The following is a 16735-nucleotide window of genomic DNA, read 5'->3' as shown; positions in this document are numbered from 1 at the left end:
ACCACATCGGAAACATTAAGATGCGGGTACATCTGCTTGACTTCGTTTGGCGAAATCTCGCGCACGTCGATATCGAACGCGCGGGCGAGCGACGCCTGCCTATAAATCTCGTGCTTGCGTTCTTCGGTCAGCGCCACGGTGATCGAACCGACCTGGCGCATGCCGGTGCCGACATCGGTCTCGGCCTCCAGCCTGACGTAGAGGTCGGCCGAATATTTCGCCAGCCGCGTCATGTTCTGCGAACCGCGCAACTGGCCGATCAGGCCGGCGGCGTGCCATGTCGTGCCCGATGTCAGCTGCTTGCGCTCGAGCAGCACGATGTCGGTCCAGCCGAGCTTGGCCAGATGATAGGCGACCGAGCAGCCGGAGACGCCGCCGCCGATGATGACGGCCCTCGCCTTGGGAGGAATGGTTTTGGGCGGATTGGTTTTGGCCAGAATGGTTTTCTGGGGCAGGGCGCTCATGCGGCCTCGCGGCGGTAGCTGGACGCGAAGCGGCGCAAGCGAAGGGTTGCTTCCAGAAGCACCGCCTCGGGCTGGCAGAGGCTGACGCGAATATGGCCGGCGGCGGCCTCGCCGAAGCTCGAGCCGGGCATGACGCCGACCTTTTCCTTGTCGAGCAGAGCCCAGGCGAATTTCTCGTCGTCCGGCTCGAGAGCCGAGATATCGAGCATGACATACATGCCGCCTTCGGAGCCGCGCACGGTGATGTTGTTCATGCCGCGCATGGCATCGAGGACGACGCTGCGCCGTGCGGCATAGCGTTCGGCGATCTCCTTGACGCCGTAGCCGTTTTCCAGCGCCTCGGCGCAAGCGAGGCTGATGAACGCCGGCAGGCCGTAGGTGGTCACCAGATTGAGGTTGGTCAGCAGCGAGATCATCTGTTCGGGCCCGCTCAGCCAGCCCATCCGCCAGCCGGTCATGCCGTGGCTCTTCGACATGGAATTGATGACCAGCGTGCGTTCCGCCATGCCTGGCAGTGAACGCGGCGAGACGTGCTCGCCGCCGCCCAGCGTCCAATAGACCTCGTCCGACAGCAGCCAGAGGTCATGCTCCCGGCAGATCTGCGCCAGCTCTTCCAGCCGCTGGCGCGAATAGACGGCACCCGTCGGGTTGTTCGGCGTGTTGATCAGGATGGCGCGGGTGTTCGGCCGAAGCCCTGCGCGAATGTCGGCGGCGCGCGGCTGGAAACCATCCTCGGCGGGTGTCTCGACCACGGTGAAATCGGCGCCCGCCGCACTGAAGGTGTTGGGGTAGGTCGCGTAATAGGGCGCCACCACAATGGCATGGTCGCCCTGGTCGAGAACGGCCTGCACCGCCGCGTAAAGTGCCGCCTGCCCGCCCGGTGTGGCGATGACCTGGTCGGGGTTGGTCGTAACGCCGGTGCAGGCGGTCGAGGCCGCCGCCATGGCCTGGCGCAGGCGCGGAATGCCGGCAAGCGGGGTATAGTGGTGATTGCTGGCGCGAACCGCGGTCACGCAGGCTTCGATCGTCTGCGTCGGCGTGTCGAAATCATGGTCGCCGACCGACAGCATGATGATGTCCTCGCCGGCCTGCTTGCGCGTCCAGGCGGCGAAATGGACCTCCCAGCCGTCCTTGCCGGAAGGCACGATGCCGGAAATGCGCGATGACGGTCTGGGCATTATGCTACTCCCGAAATTTCGTAGCCGGCCTGTTCGAGCCGGTCGCGCAGGGCCGCGATATGAGGCGGCCCGACTTCGCAGCAGCCGCCGACGATGTCGGCGCCGGCCTCGACCCAGCCGACCGCCTGGTCGGCATAGGCATCCGGATCGACGTCGTGGCGGGCGTGCAGCACTTCCACCGTTCCGCCATGCTTGAGCGCCTCGACCGAGGTGAAGCCGTTGGCATAGGCGCCAACCGGCCCGCCGAGAGCGATCAGTTCGGGCAGCGCTGCAGCAATGGCTTCGGGCCGGCAGCAATTGATCAGCCTGGCTGCGACCGGCAGGCCGTCGAGAGCTCTTGCTGCCGCCGCTATGGTTTCGCCGCTGCGCAGCCGCGGCGCGCCGTGATCGGCGAGCGTCCACGACACCCACACCGGCTTGCCGCTTTCCGACGCGGCGGTGACAGCCGCGCGCGCCTCCTCGGCCGACGCCATGGTCTCGCACAGGAACAGATCGACACCGTCGGCCTGCTCGGCAACGATGCGGCGGTAGATGTCGAGCGTATCCTCGAAGGATATCGTCAGGGCCGGTGCGTAGCTGCCGAACAGCGGCGACAGGCAGCCGGCGATTGCCGCGTCGCCGGCCTGGTCGCGCGCTTGCCTTGCCAGTTCTATGCCGCGCTGCTGCAGCGGCTTGAACAGCTCTTCCGCGCCCTCGCGCGCCAGCCGCTCGGGGGTTGCGGAATAGGTGTTGATGGTGATGACGCGGGCGCCGGCCCGAATGAACTCCGCATGCAGGTCGCGCACCAGGTCCGGTTCGTCGATCAGCACCCTGGCCGACCATAGCGGGGTGGGATCGGAGCTGCTGCGGCGGACCAGTTCCTGGCCCATGCCGCCGTCGGTGAGAATGACTGAATTCATGCGCGCAACCTCTCGTTGTTTGGATCCCACAGCGGTTCGTCCTTCTGCACGACCGCCTTGAAGCGCTCGCCGAAGATCTCGACCTCGACCGCAGTTCCCGGCTCAGTCAGGTCGGCGCGCAGTACGCCGAGCGCGATCGACTTGTCGATCCGATGACCCCAGCCGCCGGACGTCGTCTCGCCGACGATCCGGCCGTCATGCCACAGCGTCGACATGGTTGGCGCGTCGCAGCCGCCGGGGTTTTCGACGACCAGCGTGACAAAGCGCTTCTTCACGCCCTGCTGCTTCTCGTTTTGCAGCGCCGCCTTGCCACGGAAATCCGGCTTGTCCCATTTCACGAAACGCTCCAGCCCACCCTGCAGGATCGAATAGTCGGTCGACAGGTCGCCTTTCCAGGCGCGATAGGATTTTTCAAGCCGCAATGAATCCAGCGCGTACATGCCGAACGGCTTCAGCCCATGCTTCTGCCCTGCCGCCCAGACGGCGTCGAACACGGTGGCGGTGTCGTCGATCCTGGTGTGGATTTCCCAGCCGAGTTCGCCGGCGAAGGACACACGCAACAGCCTTGCCCAACGGCCGGCAATTGTCGTCTCCTGGTGGGTCAGCCAGGGCAGGGCAAGGTCGGCGGCGCAGACATCGGCGAGGATTTTTCGCGAATTGGGCCCGGCGAGGATCTGCGTGGCGTATTCCTCGGTCCGGTCGACCAGCCTGAACGAGGCGTCCTTCGGCATGCGCCATTTCAGCCATTCGAAATCGTGCCATTGCGCCACCGCGGCGGTGATCAGCGTCATCAAATTCTCGTCGTGGCGAACGGCAGACATTTCGGTGACGATGCGGCCCTTGTCGTCGGCAAAATAGACGAGGCCGATGCGGCCGGGTTTCGGCACCAGGCCGGTGATCTGTTGGCTCAACCAGTCGGCCGCGCCCGGACCGTCGAGATTGAAGCGGGAGAACCCGGGCAGGTCCAAAATGCCGGCGGCATCGCGCACGGCAAGGCATTCTTCGCGCACGCGATGCTGCCACGGCCCGTCGCGGCGGAAGGTCAGCGTCGCGGTTTCCGAGACGTCGTCGCCGGCCTGCGCGTACCAGGTGGCGCGCTCCCAGCCATTATAGGCGTCGAAGCAAGCGCCGAGCGCCTTGATGCGATCATGGATCGGCGACAGTTTGCGGTCGCGGCCTGCCGGCCAGGCATGGCGCGGGAACTGGATGGCGTATTCGTTGCCGTAGATTTCCATGCCCTTGGCGACGCAGTAATCCGGGGCCGAGGCAAAGCTGGTGAAGCGGCGCGGATCGCAGGACCACATGTCCCATTCGGTTTGGCCTTCAGTCACCCATTCGGCCAGCACCTTGCCGGCGCCGCCGCCCTGGGCGATGCCGAAGGTGAAGACGCAGGCCTCGAAGGCGTTCGGCACGCCGGGCATCGGGCCGATCAGCGGGTTGCCGTCCGGCGCGTAGGGGATAGGACCGTTGATGACCTTGGACAGGCCCGCGGTGCCGAGAATCGGCACCCGGGCGACGGCATCGGCCATATAGTCCTCGAGCCGGTCGAGATCGTCGGGGAACAGCTGGAACGAAAAATCGTCTGGCATCGGATCGTTGTGGCCGACCCAATGGGCACGGCAATTGCGCTCATAGGGGCCGAGATTCATGCCGTTCTTTTCCTGGCGCAGATAATAGGAGGTGTCGACGTCGCGCAGCAGCGGCAGTTTCTTGCCCTGCTCCTTCGACCACGCGGCCAGTTCGGGGATTTCCTCGAACAGGATATATTGATGGCTCATCACCATCATCGGCACGTCGCGGCCGAACATCCTGCCGACTTCGGCCGCACGGTAGCCGGCGGCGTTGACGACGATCTCGCAGCGGATCTCGCCCTGCGCGGTCTCGACCACCCACTCGTCCTTGTCGCGGCGCACGCCGGTGACCGGACAGAAGCGAATGATCTTCGCACCCAGGTCGCGGGCGCCCTTGGCCAGCGCCTGAGTCAGCTGCGCCGGGTCGATGTCGCCGTCGCTCGGATCGTAGAGCGCGCCCTTCAACTCATGCGTTTCGATGAACGGGTAGCGGCGCTTGATCTCGTCGAGCCCGACCACATCGATGTCCATGCCCTGGTAGCGGCCCATGCCCTTGGCGCGCTGGAACTCCTGCATGCGCTCCGCCGTATGGGCCAGCCTGAGCGAGCCGGTGACGTGGTAGTTCATGGGGTAGCCGACCGCGTCGGCCAGCCCGCGATAGAGCTCGGTCGAATAGCGCTGCATGTTCATCAGCGACCATGACGAGGAGAAGGTCGGCACGTTGCCGGCCGCATGCCAAGTCGAGCCGGAGGTGAGCTCGTTCTTTTCGAGGAGCACGCAGTCGGTCCAGCCCGCCTTGGCGAGATGGTAGAGCGCCGACGCGCCGACGACACCGCCTCCGATGATCACCACACGTGCCGTGGTCGGCAAACCGGCCATGTTCTTCTCCAAACCTTCAATAGACGGGCGGCGAAACCACCCAGATGACTACCGCTGGCTCCGCACCGGGATTGCGCCAGCGGAACGGCTTGCCGTCGAAGCGAAAGGAGTCGCCTTCGCCAAGCCGGTGCCAGACGCCTGATATCTCGATGTCGAAGCTGCCGGAAGCGACATATCCGGCTTCCTCCGTCGGCCGGCGGGCTTCGGTCTTCAGTTCAGCACCCGGCGCGAAGACCGAACGCAGCATCTCGAAGCTACCGCCGAGATCGGGCGAAAGAAGCTCCTCCACCAGTCCGGAATCGCTTGTGCCAAGCGTGCGGCGGCTGCCGGCGCGCACGACCACGCCGCGCTCGTTCTCGACGGGCACGTCGTGGCTGAAGAACAGGCTGACCGGCACGCCGAACAATTCCGCGAAGGCCCTGAGATCGCTAAGCGATGGTATCGACAGGCCGCGCTCGACCTGACTGACCCAGCCGACCGAGCGGCCGAGCTTCAGGCCGGTTTCGGCAAGCGTCAGCCCGCGCGCCCTGCGCAGCGCCCTGATATCGCCGGCCAGCAGCCGTTCGCGGCTTTCCTGCTCCGATCTGACGGCGGTTGAGGTCAAAGCTTTTTTCTCGGTAAAAATCTGTCTGGTGAAATTGGTGAAAAATTGAGGGCAAATTTCATCAGGGGTCAGGTTCGTGAAAAAATCAAGATAATTTTCATGAGGCCACAAGATTTGCTTGCGCCGTTTTGACGGTTCAGGCAAAGGCTTGGCCTCGAACGGCCAGTGAGGGCGTCCGGTCGAGGTTTGCGTTAGAGCGCCATGCGTCAAATTGGACCGCAATGGTGCTCTCTCATTTCTAGACGGCGCATGTATCCTTTCCGGAATCGATTCCGGTTTCCGTGGCACGCGCAAAGGGACGCCCATGCTGGAAAACAGGACTAAGATTACGGATGGCGCGGCGATCGTCGACGAGGCGATCACGTCGCGCCGTTCGGTGCGGGCGTTCCTGCCCGACATGGTCGACGACGAGACGATCCGCGCCATACTCGCCGTTGCCGCGCGTGCGCCTTCGGGCACCAACATGCAACCCTGGCGGGTCTACGTCACCAAGGGCGAGGTCAAGCAACGGATCAGCGACGCCATCCTCAACTCCGGCATCCGTGCCGAAAAGGCCGAGTGGGACGAGTATCGCTACTATCCCGACCAGTTCTTCGAGCCCTATCTGACCCGGCGGCGAGCCAACGGGTTCGGCCTCTACAGCGTGCTCGGCATCGGCCGGCGTGAGGTCGACAGGATGCGCGCGCAGCACGACCGCAACTTCGTCTTCTTCGACGCACCGGTCGGCATGATCTTCACCGTTGACCGGCGGCTGAACAAGGGCTCGTGGATCGATTACGGCATGTTCCTGCAGAACATCATGGTGGCGGCGCGGGGCAGGGGTCTGCACACCTGCCCGCAGGCGGCCTTTGCACCCTATCACAAGCAGATCAGGCCGGTGCTCAACATTCCCGACGCGGAGATCGTCGTCTGTGGCATGGCGCTTGGCCGTGAGGACACATCCAAGCCCGAAAACGCGTTCCGCACCGACCGCGCGCCGCTGGAAGAGTGGGTGACGTTCGCCAGTTGAGGTGACGCCAAGCGTGGTGACGACGCGCCGCGTCGGTCTACTGCACTTCGTAGCCGACTTCCTCGCTGGCGTGACAGAGCGCCTTCCAGAACGAGCGCGCAAACGAGCGGAACACATAGATGTCGAACTGGTCGGCGCCGGTGCGCTGGATTTGGGCGAAGACATCATGATGCATGGTCGAGCGGCCGGCACCGACCGGGAAGGCCGGCAGCGCGAAGTCGATGGCGAAGAACTTTGCCAGAACCCATTCGGCCTTCGGCCCGGCGATGCGGATCGCGGTGCGGCCGTGCGACAGGTCGGTCACCGTGCCGATATCAGGGGTGACGACATTGGCAAAGGCCGATGCCAGGCCCTCAGCTTCGTCGACCACGGTGAATTTTCCCGGTGCAAATCCGAACACCGACCTCACGCCGTCGGTACTGCCGGCGCCGGCGCCATCGGGCAGCGCAAGGTCGGTAACGGTGCGAATGCCTGCTATCAACTCTTTCTCCTGGCCCAGCCAGGCAGCGAGCTGCAGGATCGATCCCGGCCTGCTTTCGGAGAGGATGACCTCGATGCCGTGTTCGAAATCGCCATGCGAGCCGGTGCGCAGCTCCAGCTCAAGCGGGGATTGGCGCTCAACCATGCATGCGGCTCCCGTCCGGATCAAAGAAGTGGTTGGAGACGATCTCGACCGGGCCGAACCGGTTGCGCAGGGGATCGGAGATATGGGCGCGTGTGCCGCGCCGTGCCTTGCCGTCCTTGACCAAAGCGAGCGCGATGTACTTGCCGAGCGCCGGCGAATAACAGCAAGCGGTGATGTGGCCGATGGAATCGTGCGGATTGGCTTCGTCAAGCGCTTCGACGATGTGGGCGCCGCCGTTGAGCGGCTGGTTGTCCAGCGAGATCAGGCCGACGAGTTCCAGCCGGCCGGGCGCGATCAGGCCCTCGCGGTCCATCATCGCCGAGCCGATGAAGGGCTTCTTCCTGGACAGCATCCAGTCGAGATGCAGGTCTCGTGCGGTGGTGCGGCCGTCGATCTCGGCGCCGGTGACGTGGCCTTTCTCGATGCGCAACGTGCCAAGTGCCTCAAGCCCGTAAGTCACCAGTCCGAACGGCTTGCCGGCTTCGATCAAGGCTTCCCAGACATGGGTGCCGTAGCCGGCGCCGGAGTAGACTTCGAAGGCCATTTCGCCGGAGAAGGAAAGCCGGCAGATCATCACCGGCACGCCTGATATCTTGCCGCGCACGATGCCCATGAAAGGCAGGGTTGCGTTGTCGACGGCGGTGCCGGTGAGGCAAGCAGCAAGGATCTCTCTCGCCCTAGGCCCGCCGATCGCCGCACCCGCCCATTCGTCGGTCACCGAGGTGACATGGACCTTCAGCTCCGGCCAGATGACGTCGAGGAAATACTCCAGATGCTGCATCACCTTGCCGGCATTGGCGGTGGTGGTGGTCATCAGGAAGTCCAGTTCGCCGAGCCGCCACGTCGTGCCGTCGTCGAAGGCGAGGCCGTCCTCGCGCAGCATCAGCCCGTAGCGGGCCTTGCCGACGGCCAATGTCGAGAACATGTTGGTGTAAACCCGGTCGAGGAATTCCGCCGCGTCCGGGCCCTGCACGGCGATCTTGCCCAGCGTCGAGACATCGACGATGCCGGCGCTCTCCCGCGTCGCCCTGGCTTCGCGCACATAGGCCTGCTCGATTGTCTCGCCGGGATGGCCATAAATCATCGGGCGATACCAGAGGCCGGCTGAATACATGGTCGCGCCGTTGGCGACGTGCCAGTCATGCATCGGCGTCAGTCGTTCGGGCCTCAAGTCGCCGAAACGCTCCGCGGCCAGTGAGCCGATCGACACGGCCGAAAAAGGTGGGCGAAAGCGTGTCGTGCCGACTTCGGGAATCGGCTTGCCCAGCGCCTCGGCCATGATGGCGAGGCCGGGTATGTTGGAGCTCTTGCCCTGGTCGGTCGCCATGCCGAGCGTGGTGTAGCGCTTCAAATGCTCGACCGAGACAAAGCCTTCCCGATGCGCCAGCCGTACATCCTCCGCCGTCACGTCGTGCTGGAAATCGACGAAGCTTTTTCCATCGGCCCTGATCTCGAACACCGGGGCCGGGTCGGGACCGCCGGGTGCGGCTTCGACGACCGGCAGGACCGTTGGCGCACCTGTTCCACCTGCCGCCGAAAGCCCGGCGGCGCGGCCTTCGGCGATTGCCTCGGCGGTGGAAAAGCTGCCGGTGAAAGCGCCGGCGCCAATCCATTGCTGTGTTGGCCATCGCTGTGTTGGCCATTGCTGGGTTGGCTTCGGTGGCAGGAAGGCTTGTCTGGCGGCATTCCATTCCGCCCTGGCGCCGGCCTGGCTGGCCAGATGGATGGTCGGCGACCAGCCTCCCGATATCAGCAGGCAGTCGGCTTGAATGCTGCGCGCCTCGCCGGCAAGCGCGCCGTTGACCATGTCGAAGCCCTGCACCTTGACGCCGGACAGCGCCTTGCCGCCTTCGGTGGCGACCACGGCGTGACCGAAAAGGATCTTGGCTTCCGCTTCATCGGCGAGCTCGCGCATCTCGCTCGAAAGCTCCGGCCGCACGTCGACGATCGCGACAATCGCCGCGCCGGCCTTCTTCAGCGCCAGGGCGGAGCGATAGGCGCTGTCATTGTTGGTGAACAGTGCGATCCTGTTGCCCGCCAGCACGCCGTACTCGTTGGCGTAGCGCTCGGCGGCATGCGCCAGCATCACTCCCGGCCGATCGTTGCCCGGAAACACCAGCGGCCGCTCGAAGGAGCCGGTGGCCAGCACCACCGACTTGGCGCGAATGATCCAGTAGCGATGGCGTGGTTCGCCCTTGCCGGGTCTCTCCTTGTGGTCGGCAACCCGTTCAAGCGCGGCGAGCGTGTTGCCGTCGTAATAGCCCCAGACCGTGGTGCGTGGCAGCAGGCGGACATTGTCATAGCCTTCGAGCTGGCCGGCGGCTCGCGCTGCCCAGTCGGCCCCGGGCATCCCGTCGATCGTCTCGCCCGACCAGTTGGCCGAGCCGCCGAAATGCGGTTCGAGTTCGCTGAGGATGACACGCGCGCCCTGATCGGCGGCTGCCCTGGCGGCCATCAGTCCGGCCGGACCGGAACCGACCACCAGCACATCGCAGAAGGCGTTCATGCGCTCGTAACGCGCCGTGTCGGCAGCGGTCCCGGCGCGGCCGAGACCGGCGGCGCGGCGGATGAAATGCTCGCAGAACATCCAGAAACGCGTGCTCTTCAGCGGGCCGATCGCGGGGCCCATGAAGGTCTTGTAATAGAAGCCGGCGGACAGAAGCTTGCCGCCGAGCTGGTTGGCGGCGCTGACATCCCAGGCCAGCGATGGAAAGCGGTTCTGGCTGACGGCGGTCAGCCCATCATGGATCTCGACCATGGTCGCGGCGATGTTGGGCTCGCGAACCTCGCCCCGCAACACCGTCACCAGGGCGTTCGGTTCCTCGACGCCTGCCGTCAGCACCCCGCGAGGACGGTGATATTTGAACGAGCGTCCGAACAGGGTGACGCCATTGGCCAGCAGCGCTGAGGCAAGCGTGTCGCCGGCATGGCCGGTGTAAGGCGCGCCGTCGAAGGTGAACCGGATGGTTCGCAGCCGGTCGATCCGGCCACCGGCATCGGTGCGGCGCGGGCTCATGACTTGCCCTCCGCCTTGTGCCGGGCAGCCACTTTGTGGTCGCCGCGCGTGAACGCGACGCTGGAGATCTCGTGTGTCAGCGTGTTGCGCACGACCCTGAGATGGGCGCGGCAGCCGCCGGAATGCTGCCAGATCTCGTTGTGGTCACCCGCCGGGTTCAATCGGTCATAGACATAGGCGTTCCAGGCATCGAGGTCCTGCGAGGCAGGCTGAGGGCGCTCGCGGTTGCCGTCACCCTGATAGGTGAACTCGATGACGTCGCGCGGGCCGCAATAGGGGCAGGTAATCAGCATGCGATTGTATCTTCTCGTTTGACCATGATCTTGGCCGAAAACCGGTTTCCACTCTTTGTTACGCCGACCTGCGGTTCGGGATCATGGTCTAATGCAGCCGCGGCGTCGCGCCCTGGCCCTTGTCGTCGATCACCAGGCCGCGATGGAAGCGATCCAGCGTGAAGGGCGCGTTGATGTCGTGCGGTTCATCCTTGGCTATGGTCCACGCAAAGCACCAGCCGGAGGCCGGCGTCGCCTTGAAGCCGCCGTAGCACCAGCCGCAGTTGAGATACATGCCCGGCAGCGGGCCGGTGGTGATGATGGGAGAACCGTCCATCGACATGTCGCAGACGCCACCCCAGGAGCGCAGCATGCGAACCCGGGCGAGACCCGGAAACAGCGCCAGCATCTCGCTCATCACCTCATCGACAACAGGCAAACTGCCGCGCTGGGCGTAGCTGTTGTAGCCGTCGAGATCGCCGCCATAGACAAGGCCGCCCTTGTCCGACTGCGACATGTAGAAATGGCCCATGCCGAAAGTCAGGACTGTGTTGATGAACGGCTTCAGCGATTCCGTCACAAAAGCCTGCAGCACGTGGCTCTCGATCGGCATCGTATCGATGCCGGCGAGCCGCATGACTTGCCCGGTGCTGCCGGCCACCGCGACCGCCACCTTCCTGGCGCGGATATCTCCGCGCGACGTCGAGACGCCTGATATGCGGTCGCCGTCGCGCAGGAAGCCGGTGACCTCGCAATTCTCGATGATATCGACACCGCGGCGGTCGGCGCCGCGCGCATAGCCCCAGGCGACGGCATCGTGGCGGGCGGTGCCGGCGCGCCGCTGCATCAGGCCGCCGACGATTGGGAAGCGCGCCGTGGCGGAGACGTCCAGCGCCGGCACCAGGCGCGCGATCTCGGCCGTGGTCATCAGTTCGGCGTCGACGCCGAGATGGCGCATGGCGTTGCCCCGGCGGGCAAAATCGTCGAACTGGGCCGGCGTGTGCGCGAGGTTGAGGCAGCCGCGCTGCGAGAACATGACGTTGTAGTTGAGGTCGTGCGACAGGTTCTCCCACAGCTTCATCGAATGTTCGTAGAAGCGCGTGTTGGCAGGCAGCAGGTAGTTGGAGCGGACCGCTGTCGTGTTGCGGCCGACATTGCCGGAGCCGAGCCAGCGCTTTTCCAGCACTGCCACGTTGGTGATGCCGTGCTCCTTGGCGAGATAATAGGCGGTCGACAGGCCATGGCCGCCACCGCCGATGACGATCACGTCGTAGGACGCCTTCGGGTCCGGCTTGCGCCAGGCCGGTTTCCAGTCCTTGTTGCCGGTCAGCGCATTTTTGAGAAGCGAGAAGGCCGAATATTCCGCCATTCTTTTTGTTGTCCGTTCTGGCTTTTCGTCAGCCGTTTTGGGCGATGCGGCACATTATAGAGCAGGCCGCTGCCGCAAAGCCAATATTGCGCCATCGCTTTTCGACTGGCCGACTCCGAAGGGCGGCAGGGCGGGACGGCTTGCTCCCCGGTATCAGCGTCTTTATCAAGGGCGAGCTTTAGAACGCCTTACCGCCTGTGAGTCGCCAAACGATCATGCTTTTCCGACTGCTCCGCTTCGTTCTGGTCCTGGCGATCGTCGCCTCGGCGCCGCTGTCGCTTGATGCGGCGGCGCAGGGGCTTGAGCAGGCTGCCTCTGGAGTGGTCGCCGACCAGCAGAAAATCCTGCAGGACCTGACGACGAGGACCGACAATCTCGAAAAGAAAATCCAGGAGGACGGTGACGACGACGCCAGCCTTGTCGACATCCGCCTGCAGCTCGAGGAAATGTCGCGAGGTGCGCTGGACAGCGCGCTTGTCTTCCGCCCGCGCCTTTCGGAGATCAACGCAAGGCTCGATCAGCTCGCGGCGCCGCCGGCCGCGGGCCAGCCACCCGAACCCGACATCGTGACCAGCGAACGCCAGGCGCTGGCGTCCGAAAAGGCCGAGATCAATGCTGTCATCGCCGCGGCGCAAAACCTGTCGATCCGAATCAGCGGCCTCATCGCCAAGATCGCCAATATGCGCAGCGAGCTGTTTCGCAATCTGCTCACCAAGCGCTACGTGCTGTCCGACGCGTTGAGCCCTGAAGTCATTTCCGATGCCAATGGTGAATTTACCGGCTTCAACAAGGCAGTGTCGTCGTGGCTGGCCTTTGTCTTCAAGTTCAAGTTCCAGGCCGTGCTGGCCGCGACCTTGACGGCGCTTTCCCTGGCGGCGGTGCTTTTTGTCGGTGGGCGGCGTTTGTTCGGGCGTATCTTCGAAGCGGACCCGTCGGTCGAAGATCCGTCCTATCTCAGCCGGTTGTCGGTGGCGTTCTGGTCGACATTGCTGCCGACGCTGGCGGTCGGCGTCTTCCTGGTCTCGACCGTGTTCTTTTTCAACTATTACAATGTGTTGCGCGGCGACATTGGCGTGTTCCTGAAGGCGCTGGTCGGGGTCATCGCGGTGGTGTTCTGCGTCAACCGACTGGCCAATGCGACGCTGGAGCCGCGGCTGCCGAACTGGCGGCTCATCCCCGTTGAATCAGGCCCGGCACGCTGGCTGGTGCGGCTGACGACCGCCATGGCGGTAGTGATCGGCGTCAACTATTTCCTGTCGGTGGTCAACGACACGATGGGCTCGCCGCTGTCGCTGACCATCGCCAGAAGTTTTGTCGCCACCGTCATCGTCGGCATCATCCTGATCCTGATGGCGCTGCTGAAGCCGTTCAAGGCCACCGACGGAAGCTGGCGCCCCTGGCCGGCGTGGCTGCGCTACACCGCTGTCGCGCTAGGCCTTTTCACCATTGCCACGGCGCTGCTCGGCTATATCGGCCTTGCCATCTTCGTCTCGCTGCAGGTCGTGGTCACCGGTACCATTCTGGTGACCGCCTATATCGGCTTCCTGTCAGCGCGGGCGATCAGCGAGGAAGGTGGCTTTGCCAACACGTCGATCGGGCGCTGGCTATCGACCAATTCCAGTTATGAGGAGTCCGCGCTCGACCAGCTCGGCCTGGTCGTCAGCGTCGCCATCAACCTGATGATCGTGCTGGTGTTCCTGCCGATGATCCTGTTGATGTGGGGCTTCCAGCCCGGCGACATCGAGGCCTGGGCGTACAAGCTGGCGACGGGCCTCACCGTCGGCTCCGTGACGATCTCGGTGACCGGCATCCTCACCGGCATCGTCGTCTTCATCATCGGCTATTTCCTGACGCGCTGGTTCCAGGGCTGGCTCGACGGCTCGGTGATGGCGCGCGGCAAGGTCGATACCGGCGTGCGCAACTCGATCCGGCTGGCGGTCGGCTATGCCGGCGTCGCGCTCGCAGCCCTCGTCGGCGTCTCGGCGGCGGGCATCGATCTCTCCAACCTGGCGCTTGTCGCCGGCGCCCTGTCGCTCGGTATCGGCTTTGGCCTGCAGAATGTCGTCTCCAACTTCGTCTCCGGCCTGATCCTCTTGGCCGAGCGGCCGTTCAAGGTCGGCGACTGGATCGTCGCCGGTGAGATCAGCGGCACGGTCAAGAAGATCAGCGTGCGCGCTACCGAGATCGAGACGTTCCAGCGGCAGTCGGTGATCCTGCCCAATTCAAACCTGATCAACAATGCGGTCGGCAACTGGACGCACCGCAACAAGCTCGGTCGCATCGACATCAAGGTCGGCGTCGCCTACGGCAGCGACGTCAAGCAGGCCCATGCTGTGCTGTTGGAGATTGCGCGCGGCCATCCGCTGGTGCTGAAAAATCCGGAACCCTTCGTGCTGTTCACCAATTTCGGGGCGGCCGCTCTCGAATTCGAAATCCGTGTGTTCCTGGCCGACGTGATGAACGGCAACATCGTGCAGAACGACATTCGGTTTGCCGTCCTCGACGAGTTCGCCGATCAGCATATCGAAATTCCGTCGGCGCCGCGCGCCGTCGTCGAGACCAAGAAGCATGAGGCGTGGCCGATCGATGACGACAAGATCGAAGTCGATTTTGCCGAACAGGAGCAAGCAAAGGCGGAAGCCGTGGCCGAGACGAAACGTCTGGCCAGATCCGGGCGCAAGACCCGCAAGCCGGATCCCGATTAGGGTTTATTGATATTCAGCCGGCCTGCGAACGGCTGATACCTGCGCTTCCGACGCAGCCAAAGCAATTGCGGCATGAATGCGGCATTCAGTTGCCGTTCAGCTGGCATCTCATATAAGCTCACATGCAAAGGGCGGGAATGCCTTGCGAAATGCAACAGAGGCGGTGGCAACACCGATACTGCAAATGTGGAAGTCGCTCGTCGCCGCCATCGCTTTTCTTGCCGTGGGCGGTTCAGCCTTTGCCGCCAGCGCCACCAACAAGGACGCCGAGACCCGCACACTCGTCGTGACCGAAGGCGGTGGCAAGACGGAGCTGGCGCTGGCCGCCGGCGAAACCGCTGAATTCTGCCCGACCGGCTGTTTCGTTACCATGCCGAATGGCGACCTCGAAGCGCTGACCGGTTCGGAAACAATCGAAATCTCTGGCGGCGTCGCCCGCATCAAGTAACCGCGTCAAAAAACGTTGACTAGTTTTTAGAAGGCCGGGCAAATGCCCGGCCTTTGATCGTTTCGGGTTATCGAAACTTAACGATGAAAGGGAAAATACCGTCACGCAAGCCAGGCCGGGCCGGACGCTTTAACGATCGCTGCGCTGTGGCCCGCTATATCGGGCCGAAGACGCCGAAGCATGGGGTTTTGGATCGGCGCCTGATCCTTTCCGAAAGGTCGACTTTCGGGGATCATGCGCTTTTAGGCAGGGCAACGAAGAATGGATGTGCGGTCGGACAGGAACGCAATCCCGCTTGCTGTCGATCTCGACGGCACGCTGATCGCGACGGACCTGTTGTGGGAAGGTCTGTTCATCCTTCTCAAGAAGAACCCGCTCTATGTTTTCCTGGTGCCGTTCTGGCTCGCCGGCGGGCCGGCGCGGTTGAAGCAGGCCATCGCTCAACGCATCGACATCGATCCTGCGTCGCTGCCCTACCGCGAGGCGCTGCTTCAGCGCCTTCGCACCGAACATGGCGAAGGCCGCAAGATCGTGCTGGCGACCGGGACGCCGCGTAAATTCGCCGAGGCGATCGCCGCACATCTCAGGATATTCGATCGCGTCCTGGCGACTGACGGCCCCCACAACATGACGTCAGGCAGAAAGCGCGCCTCGCTTGTCGCCGCCTATGGCGATGGCGGCTTCGACTATGCCGGCAACAGTCGGCACGACCTTAAGGTATTCGACGCCGCGCGCACGGCAATCGTCGTCGCGCCCGACCGTCATGCCGCGCGCTGGCAGGCCGCGCACAGTGCTGAAATCATGCCGGCGCCGAAGCCGACATTCAGAACCATCGTCAAGATGCTGCGCGTTCATCAGTGGCTGAAAAACTCGCTGATCGCAGTGCCGATGGTGCTGTCGCACGAATACTTCAACGCCGACATGATCTGGGAATGCCTGCTGGCATTCGTCTCGTTCAGCGCGGTCGCTTCCGCCATCTACATCCTCAATGATTTCTTCGATCTCGCGCTCGACCGCAAACACCTGACCAAGCGCAACCGGCCATTCGCCAGCGGCGCGCTGTCGATCCCGTTCGGCCTCGGTTCAATGATGGTGCTGCTCGCAATAGGCGTTGGCGCAGGGCTTCTGCTGCCGATCGAATTCCTCGGCGTGCTCTGCGGCTACATGGTCATCACCACCGGCTATTCGCTGTCGTTCAAGCGCATGCTTCTGATCGACGTGCTGACATTGGCCAGTCTCTACACCATCCGCGTTCTGGCTGGCGCCGCGGCGACCGGGGTCGACGTCTCGTTCTGGCTGCTGGCCTTCTCGATCTTCTTTTTCCTGTCGCTGGCGCTGGTGAAGCGGTTTGTCGAGCTGCGCACGACCGCCATTCCGGCCGGCGAGCGCATTGCCGGCCGCGGCTACCGCACCGAAGACCAGGAGATCGTCGCCCAGGCGGGCATGGCGTCGGCCTTTTCCTCGGCGCTGGTGCTGGCGCTCTATATGGACAGCGCTGCGGTGCGCGAACTTTATCCGCATCCTTGGCTGGTCTGGCCGCTGGCGCCGATCGTGCTTTACCTGACCATGCGCGTCTGGATTCTCGCCCGCCGCGACCAGATGCATGACGATCCGGTCGTCTTCATCATCCGCGACTGGCGCAGCCAGATCGTCGTGCTCATCGGCGCTGTGTTTCTAGTCGTCGGAGGTTGGTAGA

General features: G+C 63.9%; 13 protein-coding genes. 4 read left to right on the top strand and 9 right to left on the bottom strand.

Going from position 1 to position 16735, the window contains the following annotated elements; translation table 11 throughout:
• The 5 genes from AC0L2K_RS22630 to AC0L2K_RS22610 form a co-directional block, all read right to left on the bottom strand.
• Positions 1–464, bottom strand: a 464-nt coding sequence (locus AC0L2K_RS22630) for an NAD(P)/FAD-dependent oxidoreductase (RefSeq protein WP_473532363.1), incomplete at its 3' end; no start/stop codon positions are given.
• Positions 461–1642: a pyridoxal phosphate-dependent aminotransferase gene (locus tag AC0L2K_RS22625; RefSeq protein ID WP_023798900.1), complete on the bottom strand. Its 1182-nt coding sequence runs from the start codon at positions 1640–1642 to the stop codon at positions 461–463. The genes AC0L2K_RS22630 and AC0L2K_RS22625, both read right to left, overlap by 4 nt.
• A complete protein-coding gene (locus AC0L2K_RS22620; RefSeq protein ID WP_473525058.1) occupies positions 1642–2541 on the bottom strand; it encodes a homocysteine S-methyltransferase family protein in 900 nt (299 codons plus the stop codon). Before AC0L2K_RS22620 ends, AC0L2K_RS22625 begins: the two co-directional genes overlap by 1 nt.
• A complete protein-coding gene (locus AC0L2K_RS22615; protein ID WP_128246498.1) occupies positions 2538–4991 on the bottom strand; it encodes a GcvT family protein in 2454 nt (817 codons plus the stop codon). The genes AC0L2K_RS22620 and AC0L2K_RS22615 overlap by 4 nt, the downstream gene beginning before the upstream one ends.
• Positions 4992–5007: 16 nt before the next feature.
• The gene (locus AC0L2K_RS22610; protein WP_473525057.1) at positions 5008–5595 is read right to left on the bottom strand and encodes a helix-turn-helix domain-containing protein; all 588 of its coding nucleotides are present in this window, start codon (positions 5593–5595) and stop codon (positions 5008–5010) included.
• A 304-nt stretch (positions 5596–5899) separates the two neighbouring features.
• On the opposite strand from AC0L2K_RS22610, the gene AC0L2K_RS22605 reads away from it, so the two are divergent.
• Positions 5900–6604, top strand: coding sequence for a nitroreductase (locus tag AC0L2K_RS22605; protein ID WP_128166932.1), 705 nt, complete (start codon positions 5900–5902; stop codon positions 6602–6604).
• A 37-nt stretch (positions 6605–6641) separates the two neighbouring features.
• Here the strand turns inward: AC0L2K_RS22605 and AC0L2K_RS22600 are convergent, their stop codons facing one another.
• The 4 genes from AC0L2K_RS22600 to AC0L2K_RS22585 all read right to left on the bottom strand — a co-directional run bounded on the left by AC0L2K_RS22600 (position 6642) and on the right by AC0L2K_RS22585 (position 11886).
• Positions 6642–7229, bottom strand: a complete 588-nt coding sequence (locus AC0L2K_RS22600; protein WP_128166930.1) for a sarcosine oxidase subunit gamma — start codon at positions 7227–7229, stop codon at positions 6642–6644.
• Positions 7222–10245: a sarcosine oxidase subunit alpha gene (locus tag AC0L2K_RS22595; RefSeq protein WP_473532362.1), complete on the bottom strand. Its 3024-nt coding sequence runs from the start codon at positions 10243–10245 to the stop codon at positions 7222–7224. The genes AC0L2K_RS22600 and AC0L2K_RS22595 overlap by 8 nt, the downstream gene beginning before the upstream one ends.
• Positions 10242–10538 (bottom strand): sarcosine oxidase subunit delta, encoded by a 297-nt coding sequence (locus tag AC0L2K_RS22590; protein ID WP_128166926.1) that lies wholly within the window; start codon positions 10536–10538, stop codon positions 10242–10244. The genes AC0L2K_RS22595 and AC0L2K_RS22590 overlap by 4 nt, the downstream gene beginning before the upstream one ends.
• 88 nt (positions 10539–10626) lie before the next feature.
• Positions 10627–11886: a sarcosine oxidase subunit beta gene (locus AC0L2K_RS22585; RefSeq protein ID WP_128166924.1), complete on the bottom strand. Its 1260-nt coding sequence runs from the start codon at positions 11884–11886 to the stop codon at positions 10627–10629.
• A gap of 215 nt (positions 11887–12101) precedes the next feature.
• Here AC0L2K_RS22585 and AC0L2K_RS22580 point away from each other — a divergent pair, with 215 nt between their 5' ends.
• From AC0L2K_RS22580 to AC0L2K_RS22570, 3 genes are all read left to right on the top strand, one after another.
• A complete protein-coding gene (locus AC0L2K_RS22580) occupies positions 12102–14591 on the top strand; it encodes a mechanosensitive ion channel family protein (RefSeq protein ID WP_128166922.1) in 2490 nt (829 codons plus the stop codon).
• 184 nt (positions 14592–14775) lie between these two features.
• The gene (locus AC0L2K_RS22575; RefSeq protein WP_023798910.1) at positions 14776–15039 is read left to right on the top strand and encodes a hypothetical protein; all 264 of its coding nucleotides are present in this window, start codon (positions 14776–14778) and stop codon (positions 15037–15039) included.
• A 261-nt stretch (positions 15040–15300) separates the two neighbouring features.
• Positions 15301–16734, top strand: coding sequence for a UbiA family prenyltransferase (locus tag AC0L2K_RS22570; RefSeq protein ID WP_128166920.1), 1434 nt, complete (start codon positions 15301–15303; stop codon positions 16732–16734).
• The last annotated feature ends 1 nt before the right edge of the window (position 16735 follow it).

The sequence above is a fragment of the Mesorhizobium sp. WSM4817 genome, from assembly GCF_055811135.1.
Note: the sequence above shows the minus strand (reverse complement) of the source record. Positions and strands in the feature narration are given on the sequence as shown.